The 9814-nt window shown below is 46.8% G+C and carries 10 protein-coding genes; 4 read left to right on the forward strand and 6 right to left on the reverse strand.

The window, feature by feature from the left end; translation table 11 throughout:
- Positions 1 to 85: 85 nt before the first annotated feature.
- Positions 86 to 1342 carry an integrase domain-containing protein gene (locus BOP96_RS06665; protein ID WP_073452177.1) on the reverse strand — a complete coding sequence of 419 codons (1257 nt, stop codon included), beginning with the start codon at positions 1340 to 1342 and terminating at the stop codon, positions 86 to 88.
- 428 nt (positions 1343 to 1770) lie between these two features.
- Here BOP96_RS06665 and BOP96_RS30025 point away from each other — a divergent pair, with 428 nt between their 5' ends.
- Positions 1771 to 4674: a DEAD/DEAH box helicase gene (locus tag BOP96_RS30025; RefSeq protein WP_073452179.1), complete on the forward strand. Its 2904-nt coding sequence runs from the start codon at positions 1771 to 1773 to the stop codon at positions 4672 to 4674.
- Between the two features lie 50 nt (positions 4675 to 4724).
- On the opposite strand, the gene BOP96_RS06675 is transcribed toward BOP96_RS30025, so the two are convergent.
- Positions 4725 to 4970: a helix-turn-helix domain-containing protein gene (locus BOP96_RS06675; protein ID WP_073452181.1), complete on the reverse strand. Its 246-nt coding sequence runs from the start codon at positions 4968 to 4970 to the stop codon at positions 4725 to 4727.
- A 140-nt stretch (positions 4971 to 5110) separates the two neighbouring features.
- Between BOP96_RS06675 and BOP96_RS06680 the strand changes: the two genes are divergently transcribed.
- Positions 5111 to 5752: a hypothetical protein gene (locus tag BOP96_RS06680; RefSeq protein ID WP_073452183.1), complete on the forward strand. Its 642-nt coding sequence runs from the start codon at positions 5111 to 5113 to the stop codon at positions 5750 to 5752.
- A gap of 7 nt (positions 5753 to 5759) precedes the next feature.
- Here the strand turns inward: BOP96_RS06680 and BOP96_RS29460 are convergent, their stop codons facing one another.
- The 3 genes from BOP96_RS29460 to BOP96_RS06695 all read right to left on the reverse strand — a co-directional run bounded on the left by BOP96_RS29460 (position 5760) and on the right by BOP96_RS06695 (position 8131).
- Entirely contained in the window at positions 5760 to 6095 is a 336-nt protein-coding gene (locus BOP96_RS29460; protein ID WP_138726208.1) for a hypothetical protein, read from the reverse strand.
- 213 nt (positions 6096 to 6308) lie between these two features.
- Entirely contained in the window at positions 6309 to 7751 is a 1443-nt protein-coding gene (locus BOP96_RS29465) for a relaxase/mobilization nuclease domain-containing protein (RefSeq protein WP_073452187.1), read from the reverse strand.
- Entirely contained in the window at positions 7751 to 8131 is a 381-nt protein-coding gene (locus BOP96_RS06695; RefSeq protein WP_073452189.1) for a hypothetical protein, read from the reverse strand. Before BOP96_RS06695 ends, BOP96_RS29465 begins: the two co-directional genes overlap by 1 nt.
- 193 nt (positions 8132 to 8324) lie before the next feature.
- On the opposite strand from BOP96_RS06695, the gene BOP96_RS06700 reads away from it, so the two are divergent.
- Both BOP96_RS06700 and BOP96_RS29470 read left to right on the forward strand, forming a co-directional pair.
- The gene (locus BOP96_RS06700; protein WP_073452191.1) at positions 8325 to 8507 is read left to right on the forward strand and encodes a hypothetical protein; all 183 of its coding nucleotides are present in this window, start codon (positions 8325 to 8327) and stop codon (positions 8505 to 8507) included.
- Between the two features lie 195 nt (positions 8508 to 8702).
- On the forward strand, positions 8703 to 9248 hold the full coding sequence (locus BOP96_RS29470) for a hypothetical protein (protein ID WP_138726209.1): 546 nt from the start codon (positions 8703 to 8705) through the stop codon (positions 9246 to 9248).
- A 349-nt stretch (positions 9249 to 9597) separates the two neighbouring features.
- On the opposite strand, the gene BOP96_RS30255 is transcribed toward BOP96_RS29470, so the two are convergent.
- A partial coding sequence (locus BOP96_RS30255) for a hypothetical protein (RefSeq protein WP_218189983.1) occupies positions 9598 to 9814 on the reverse strand: 217 nt, incomplete at its 5' end.

A 9814-nucleotide genomic window follows, 5' to 3' on the forward strand; every position in this document is an offset into this window, starting at 1 on the left:
TGGCCGAAGAAGCGCAGGCATGCGGCAGATTTAGCGACAGTCGCCACTTCAGTCGCCCTGCTGCACGACACGGATTGTCGCCGGCTCAGCGTATCGGCACGACGTTACGGTCCCTGGTTTGATTGATGGCGGATGCCGACAGGCTGCCGGTGGCTGCCTTCTGGATATGTTCACTCCACCAGGCCATCATCGGACGCCGGCGTTCGATGTAATCCGCCCGGTTGTAGGCGCTTCGAACTTCGTCTTTATCGACATGCGCCAGCGCGACTTCGATCAGCTCCGGATCCCATCCATGTTCGTTCAGGATTGTGCTGGCCATGGAGCGCATTCCGTGGCTGACCAAGCGGTCCTGAAAACCCATTCGTTTCAACGCCATGTTGGCTGTTTGGCTATTCGCGTGGGTGCGCGGGTTTCTATCTGACGGGAACACATATTCCCTGTGGGCGCTATGGGGCTTAAGCGTCTCCAATAACGAGAGTGCATGTTCGGTCAGCGGGATTGTGTGCGGACGACGCTTTTTCATTCGCTCCGGAGGGATGGTCCAGAGGCGTTTGTCGAAGTCGATATCTGCCCATCGGGTGGTCGCCGCTTCGGAGGGGCGGGTCATGGTGTGCAGCTGCCATTCGATCAGGCAGCGGGTCGTCCGCTTGATGCTGGCGTTCGCGATTTCCATCATGAGCTCGGGAAGCTCATCAGCTGGTAGCGCGGCCATGTTCTCTTTTTTGGGTTTCTTGAAGACCGCTCGAATGCCGCTGAGAGGGTTGGCAAAGATCATTCCGGAATTGACTCCGTAGGTCATGATCTCGTTAAGGCGCTGGCTTACCCGCTTCACGGTCTCGAGGCTACCTTTGGCCTCAATCGGCCGAAGGAGCTTGATGACCATCGGGGCATTCACTTCTGACAGCGGCGTTGATTTCATGCTCGGAAATACATGCAGCGTGAGTGAGCGCCAGATGTCTTCGGCATACGCCGGGGTGACGGAATCCTTCTTCAATTCGAACCACGCGGTGGCTACGTTCTCGAACGTATGTTCCGTTTCCGCTCGTTTGGCTTCCTGCAGTTCATTACGCTGAGCTTTGGGGTCGATGCCCTGTGCAAGCAGCTCTCTAGCCTCAACGGTTTTCTTCCTGGCTTGCGCAAGAGAAACCTCGGGATAAGAGCCGAGTGCCATGTTGATTCGATTCTTGGTGACGGGATGCCGGTAGTTGAAATTCCACTGCATCGAGCGATTGACTCTGACACGGAGCTGAAGCCCGTCGCCATCGGTGAGGACGTAATCCTTGTCTCTCGGTTTGATCGCCTTGAGCTGACGGTCGGAGAGGCGGGTGGTTTGAGCGCACATGAGAAGTACTCCATGACACTTTTTGGTATTCCCAAGATTAGCCCTGGGTAGCCGGGAATACCATTGGGAATACCAAATCGCCTGGAACTCTAAAAACCTCGAAAGCCCCCAATAGCCCTGAAACCCCTGTATTCACTGGATTTCAGGCACAAAAAAAGACGTCCGTGGACGTCTTTAGATGATGAAGTGGTGGAGCCGGGGGGAGCTGAACCCGCATCAATTGATTTAAAAAAACCAATAAAAACAAATGGTTGCGTAGCTCTCGGGATCACATTGCCACCCCCCTCTTGCCAAATCTGCCGCCCTGACGCGTTGGGATTGTGGCGAGTATGGCTTTTTAATGCTACGAATGCCAATACTGGGGACGGAGAATCACAGGGCATCCGCTCAAGCAAAATTTGTCCCATACACGAGTCAAAGGAGCAGACATGAAGGACTTTCTTCCTGAAGGGCATGGACTTTCGCAGCCCGTATTAAGCGGGCTGGTCTTCAGGGAGGATGGCAATATCTCCCTAACTGATGTTCAGCATAAGGCACTCGAGCAGGGGGTCGCTTGCGGAAAGAGCATGCTTGTAGTCTCACCCACGTCGACCGGTAAAACTTTAATTGGACTTTGGGCCATAGCGGAGGGATTGTCGTCAGGAAACAATACAGTTTATCTGGTCACACACCGAGCATTAGCAAAGCAAAAATTTGAAGATTTTCAGAATGTATTGCTTGAGGATTATCTAGGCGGAGATAAGTCTGCAATTGTCATTGCCACAGGCGACTATGTAGAAGACGGTAATGGCCAATATCCAAGCGCGCCCCTTAGTGCGCCGCTTCTTGTAGCGACATACGAAAAATATCTTGCTTTGCTCTCTGCATCCGGCATGCCCAAAAGTATGCAGAACACCGTAGTGGTCTGCGATGAAATTCAGCTAATGGGGGATGAGAGTCGCGGACAAAACGTCGAAGTCCTGCTGACGCTGATGAAAAACGCAGGCTGGAAACAATTCGTCGGTCTGTCTGCGGTCCTGCAAACTAAAGATGCTGAAGAACTCGCTAACTGGCTTGGTGTGGCTCTACTAAAAGAGCATACACGCGAAAAACATTTACGTTATGAGTGCTGGGCGGGTGGGCGCGTGCACACTGTGAGCACTGCGAGGCCAGATATATTAGATAATAATGGAGTTATACCCGTAGGTGTGGGGGCGGACACATTATCTGTTCTCTGCCATTTGCTAAAACAAAAGAAACCACCGTTGCCAATCATAGTGTTCTGCATGAAAAAGAAAGATACCTATGATTTGGCAGAAGGTTTTATAAGAAGGTTTCACTCAGGGAAGCAGGGACAGCTTTCTTTAGAGTTTGAAGCTCTGCCAGAAACCTCTGCTAATATGCTACTTGCTAAAACTCTCGAGTTTAGGGTCGCAAGCCATAACTCAGATTTGACCGACGAAGAGCGTAGTATTGTAGAAAGGTATTTGCTAGAAGATAAATTAGATGTTGTTTTCGCTACTACTACTCTCGCTGCGGGTGTCAATTTTCCATTGGGAGCGGCGATTTTTTCCGATTGGCGCAGGTGGAATAGCGCGCAACGTCAGTATGTTCCGATTGATAGTGCAGATTTCCATAATATGGCTGGTCGTGTGGGCCGGATGGGGTTCGAGCATGATGAAGGCAAGGTCATTTATTTTGGCACCGGTGTGCCTCTAGCATTAGCTACCAGTTATCTTTCGATAGCTGATATGCCCGCTATCAAAGCTAGAGTAACTCCTGAGCGGTTCAACCAGCTCGCATTGCAGCTGTTGTCTTCTGGTCTATGCACGACTAGGGCCGAACTCGAAGCTTTAATATGTAAGACATTTAGTGCTCTTAGAGAAGAGGATACAAATACCGTATCTTTCGCCACGTGGCCAGCCAAAATCAAGAAGGCTCTCGACGGCCTAATAGCCGCTGGTTTCGTTATCGAAAATGGGGGCGGAGTTCTTAGTGTAACTCCGGTAGGAAAGGCAGTAGGTTTCAGCGGGCTTTTACCTGAGACAGGAATGTTTCTTGTAAATTACCTAGCTAGGGATGCAAATATCCTTGCAGTTCTATTTTCCGAGTTTGGGAATATTCAAAGTAAATCTCGCCTTGAGATGCTTATATTTTCTGCTTGTCTTTCTAGTCCAGAGTTTCGCTCTCGCGGCGGCGTTAAGCCGACAAGGTTTTTGCCTTACCAGCTAGAAAATAAAATAATTTATGATGCTGATCACTTATCCAATAATTTAATGGAGCCAATCTGGCAAGCTGATCCTGCGCCCACTAACGCGGCGTCATTATGTAAAAAATGGGTGGATGGCGCTGAAATTAGGTCTATAGAAAGAGAGTTGGAGTCGCTAAGTGCAGGAGTAATTAGCGACATGAATAGAAACCTGTCTTGGATTTTACAGGGACTAGCCTCGATAGCGATGGCTGCTGGAGATAGTCGAGTGCCGCATTTGCTTCGGCCTGCGGCACTTCGGGGAGCGGATGAGAATCTACACTCAATTTCTAAACTTACACGTGTTCTTAAGCGTCTTGCTTTCCGAGTACAGGAAGGCTTGCCTGACGACGTGCTCTGGATGGTTGGACTCTGCCCGCCGGGTGGTGACTACCGTCTCGGAAGACACGAAATTATTTCTCTAAAAAAGCAGGGCATTACTACCCCTCAACAGCTTATGCAAGGTAGCGCTGAATATGATGCTGCGCGCGTGCTGGCATTTTCAAAAGCGAAACCCAGTCCTCAGGCCAAAGCTAATTGGATAAGGGACGCTTGTAGGGTATGGAAAGTAGCTCAGCGGCAGAGAGCTGCGGAGCGGCATTTGAAGCGAGCCGCCAGATGTGAAAGCCGACACTTGATTGAGCAATTTTACTCAGCCAAAGGGGATGCCTTTGAACTTGCTTTTGAAAATGTGTTAACAGAGCTAGGTGTCGTTTTTGAAAAGCTAGATGATAAAACGAAAACCGGTGCGCCTGACTATTTAGTTAAGTTAGCTGGATCTTCTCCGGTAGTAGTAGAACTGAAATCTAAAGAAGGCGATAAGCTAGTTGACTATAACAAAGCTGTAGAAGTCTTAGCTGCTTCCGAAATTCATGGTCATAAAAATTCTTTCTGCATCACATTATGTCACCCAGGAGTAGACCCAAGTGTGCCTCAAGCGGTAATTCCTTGCGGTCGATTAAGCGTGGTTGAGAGCGGTGATTTGGGGGAGGCGTTACTGAGGCTTTGTGAAAAGAGCTTAACGGAAGAACAGCTTTGGCAATGGCTATGTACGCCAGGCCAAGCTGTAGCTGAGGATCTTCCATTTAGATTATACGAAAGATAACGCTACGCGGAGCAGAAAGCCCAGTTATCTAACTGGGCTTTTTGTTCATGCTATAGCTCCGCCTCGAGCAGTAAATCTGATGGCCTACATCCCACCGCTTTCGCAATTTTTACTATGTTGAGAAAAGTGATATTACGTTCCCCCCTTTCGATTTTTCCCATGTGAGAACGGTCGATCTCGGCTGCGTCTGACAGTGCTTCCTGAGACAGCCCCATAGCCTTGCGCCGCGCACGAATAGCTGCGCCGAGTCCTATCAACGCACCGTTTTTATCTGAGCCTGCTGAGATCCTTGCCATGGGCAAACTCTCGCCGCTATGATGTCTTTATGGCCACGGCATTTACGACCCAAAACGTGACTCCTGCGTTACGTTGAGCAAAAAACTAGGTCGCCGGTGAGTCAGGATGTTACGTACTCGAAATCCTCTAAGGACTTGATATGCGATTCGAAGCGGGAATTTTTGAAGTACTAAGTGCAGATCAGCGCAGTGTGATACACGGTGATGCTGATTCCATCGAGACAACACATTTTAAAGAGGCTTGGTTAAAAAACCTGAGGGATCAGTCGACAAAAAAAGTGGTGCTTACTAATTCGACCACTCCTCTCATCGTGGGAAGGAAGATAGGCCTAGCGTTTCTGAATAATGAACTGATCGCCTTCAAACGAGGAGGTGAAATCCCGGTCGAAGACCCAGTACAAGGTAAAGCACTGCTAAACACGCCAAAGGCGATTCTGCTGGCTATCATATATGCCGCGTGTCTAAGCGTGCCGGTATTCGGCTATATAGGTGGCATCGTTATCGGTGGAGGCGCTCTAATTTCCGGTAAAAATATCCTCGGTCGTTACAGCAAGAACCCTTTTAATCGACTATACGCTTTGTTTCTATTGATTATGAGCATTGCAGTATGGTTTCCTGTGCAATATATACATGGAGACATGGATAGGCTCATTGATATCCATATGCAATTCGCAACATGGTTGATGATCGTCACCGTGATTTTTCAGTATGTTAAATTACGCGTTGAAAAAAATCACTTCACTCGTGCTTGTGTAGAGCTAAATGCGGCTTGGGCTAATTAAGTTTGTTTTAGTCGTAGTTGTTTAGAGGGCGGTAGCCCCCCCCTCTTTGCAGCTTCAGTGTGTTACAGGTAGTGGTGTCACCTGTAGCTTTGTTTCCTTTAGCGCCTTTTGAATCGCGGGATTTTTCTGAAGGGCAATTTCTTTCAGCGGGAGATAGGGGTATGTAATCATAATGGGCAGGGGCTGATATACCTAGATCAATACTAAGGGCGTTGATTCTCTCTGCCATGGAAATTTGAGATAGCAAAAGCTGGTAATAGGTAATCGATTTCTGAAGGCGCGCTATTTCTGCGACCAAGACACCAGTCTGATTGTTTGTTTTATTGCTTGTAGTCTCTCTCATGTTAAATTTCCCATGTGGTGTAAAAAAGAAGCATATAGAATTTTAAAAATCTCTGTATAAATAAAGAAGCAACCAATCATTGCTGTTGTCACGAGCCATTGAACAACGACAGAGGCGCGCTTTTTGGAGTTTTCTATTAACATTTGATCAATGTCGTCGAGATATTCTGACTCGTTTATTTGAGATTTTATTTGCATTATAATTAGTCCTAAATTAGTGCTCAAGGTCGAAAGATTTTCGCGACGCGACTGCTTCTCTGTTCGCTCGCGCAACATTCTTTTGATTTATCTCATTCCCTTCCATGCGTTTAATGCGCAAGACCCTATCAGCTTCTGGATCGCCTGAATCTACCGAGTCTCCGCCAAATCCTAAAGCCGCTATAGGCGCTGAGGGAACTGATGCGTATATTGCTTTTGAAACTACGGTCTCAATGCTTGGATTTGCCGATTTAAGAATTGAAGCTCCTTGCTTAACAATTTCAGTTGAATCTCGAAAGCACAAATTTGTTGCGATAGTTCCGAGTTTTGTAATTCCAATTGTTCGTTCTGCTGCTGTAATAATTTGATCAATGTGTCTTCCAAAAGAGTCATTTAGGCCGCCATTTTTATTAGGATTGCGATTTGGACTATCATTAGTAATGTTGCTCCGGCACCTATAAATTTTGCTAACTTCCAAAATTTCGCCGTGCTTTGCGCCATGGATGTTTCGTAGGCTTTTATAATCTTCGCTATTTCGCAGGACTCCAAGTGCTTTTCCGAAACGCTTTTCGATAAAGCTCTGACGCTCATTGAGTGCTGCTTTATATCTTCGAGCAACCTCAGGTTTTGCGAGATAGCTTTTTCGTTCTGCGCTTTTTGATTTTGTATTTGCAAGCTCAGATGTGCTAGTGAATCGTTCATTGTAAATCTCTCCCTTGAGTCTTATCGCCTTCTCCGCCCCCGGGGCTTTTATAGACAAAGAGTCTTTGCCTACGCGGGTAATTTCGAACCCTGCTTTTTTGGTTAGGTTAATCAGTTCTTGGCGGTTATCAATTGCACCGTCAACAACAGCTTGTTTAAAAAAAGCATCTAGTGTTTGTCGTGTGGCTTTATTATCAGTCGGGGCCCATTCGGGTTCTTTGGTTACTCTAGCGCGCAAAGGATCACGCGGGTCGTCCAACCCATATTTGACATTAATGAGATCTGTAAAAGCGTCCATTTGCCTATATTTCCCATCACCTGGTGGTGCTGGGTTCCAAGCACGGTCTATCTCGTAATTATGCCGAGGTAAAACGTAGTGAAGCTCAAGTCGATCTAGGTGGGTATGAGCGACGATCAAGATGTGCTGGTGCTCTTGGGAAATTCCCGCAAATAGCATCTCTTTCAGGCGGTGTGTGATATCGGCTATTGAAGACTCTAAACCAGCTGATTTGATTTTATCGGTATCGTCTTTGGTGAACGACACAACACCACTGGTATATTTGTGCTTATGATCAAGTGCATCGATCATCTGTTTCATCAGGTCCGGGCTGCCCTCGATCACTTTTGGCAATGGGTTTCTTAGTGCCCACGCGGCTACCTCTTTGTCGTAGTAGTTTTCATCGATCATATAATTGACTGGGCCGCTACCGCCGCCCCCGCCACTCCCTGAATGGCAACTGAAGCCGTGCATTGCCATTACAGTTCTCCAAGTAGCTCAGCTTTTAGTTCTGTTATGCCGCGTTCGATGTCGATTAAACAAGATAAAATTTTCATTGTGTTGCTGTTTTCTTTGAATGTATTGCAATGCTTGGCGAGCATATTCAACTGGCTGCCAAATTTATTATACGCGGCAGTCATTACAAGCAGTTCTTTGGAGCTTTTCGGAGCGTCTGTTCGTTTAATAGTGATGGTTGATGTTCGGGCTGATTGCAAAAGTAGTTGTGATAGCGACATAAAATTTTCAGAAGCTTTTTGCTCAAGCTCAGTTTTAAGCGTTTTTTTTAATTTGATGTGAATACGCGTGGTTGTAAGTTTTGACTGCTGTTTAACAGCAGGCAATTCGTCTTGTTCGTTCATAAGTCTGTGCCATTATTATTGTTATTATTGGGGGGTGGGGGAACCCCACGCTTTTAGGGTTCAAGGGGAACCCTTGCAAGGATCAAGGTGGCACGCAGTGCACACCTTGAGTAGCCTTGTTCTTGGTGTTGATATAATTGTATACTAGTTTGATTGTTGTTGGTTTGTAGTAATTAAATATAAGGTGATTAATATGAGTAACCGATTTAAAGATATTGATGATGAAGAGATGAGGCTTGATCTACTTTACTTGGAGCTGCTTGATATATGCGGTATCAGCGGCGCAAATAAACGGTTGGATGAGTGGAGACGCATTAAAACCTCCTCCGAAAATACCGGTTTTCCCCATTACGTTGATCCTGCCTTTTTGGATTAAGACGGATTTTTGGTGGCTTCGTTTTAGCATGAGAAATGTCAGTACAGAAAAACTGTATTGGTATTTTTGTCTCCGGTTTATATAATTGACATAGGCGGTCTCTATAGCTTTGTGTCTGTCAAATAAGATCTTTTGCGTTGTATAAATTATTTTTTTACTTCAATCTTCATCAATCCAAGATGAAGGGGCATCGCAATGATTCTTAAAGGGCCATGGGCAAGTGATTCTGCTGATATATTTTACGCAGCCAAAAGATTTTTGAGAGTTTACAGTCCACTTTTTTCATTTGATAACTACCTTCGGCGGTTTGATCTGCATTCCCTAGATTCGGCTTCTCAGCGACTAGTTACCAGCTGTTTGGATGAGACTTCGGCTATTGAAGAGCAATTTAGTGCTCGCCTGAATTTTTTATTTGGCGAGGATGAAAAAGTGAGACCATTGCGATCATTGGAGCGGCCAGTATTGCAGCGAGCTTTATGCGTCCGGGATATTCATGAAAATGCATTTGAAGACGCTGCTCATATTCAGGTTTTTTTGGAAGGGCATGAGGTTGCTACGTCACACTACGAAGTCATAGATCAGACGGCGTTGGAGCGCGCCCTCAGCCGCATAGAGGCCATTCTGGGTCGAGTCCGCTTGGCTACGCTGGACTATCTAGATTCGAACTGCCACTCTCTTCCTGGGCTCTTACAGCAAGCCTTAGCTTATGAATATGGCACGAGGGCAGCTTTAGTCGATTAGAGGCTGGCGGGAGTGCGAGACGGCCCCATGTCTCGCGCTCTCGGTAGCCTTCGGGGTGTGGGGTGAGGCCCCGCATGCGGACTTAGACACTTTAAATATGTATAGTGTCAATGTCATAAACCTTTTTAAATAGCAACCTCCCCTGGGAGAATTCGGCCAGCGGCCGGTATCGACAATGTCATTGACAGTGTTTATGCAGTTGACATTAACATGCACACTTCATCTGCACTTAACGTTGTCAGTGAAGCGTTTTTGATATAAGGGTTTATGTAATTGACGTAATAACGAGATGGGTTAATTTCTCGGGCTTTTTTTAATAACTCTGACGCTGTAGGTCTGGGGATCATCACTAGTTTGGTGATGGGCTTTTCCCTTGGGTAAATAGAAATAACTGTAACTTCCGCTTTTGCTTTTGATTTTTCATCTGGTTGATCATGTAATGATGCTTTGGCTTCGGCGGGCTTAACGGAGGGCGGCGGCAAAAACTGAGTGCAACACCTGACCTTTCCGGTACGGTGCTGCCCCTATGTCTTATACCGAACTCAGCGTTGAAGAGCGCGCCACCA

It is taken from the genome of Pseudomonas sp. FSL W5-0203, from assembly GCF_001896155.1.
Lineage (GTDB): Bacteria > Pseudomonadota > Gammaproteobacteria > Pseudomonadales > Pseudomonadaceae > Aquipseudomonas > Aquipseudomonas paracarnis.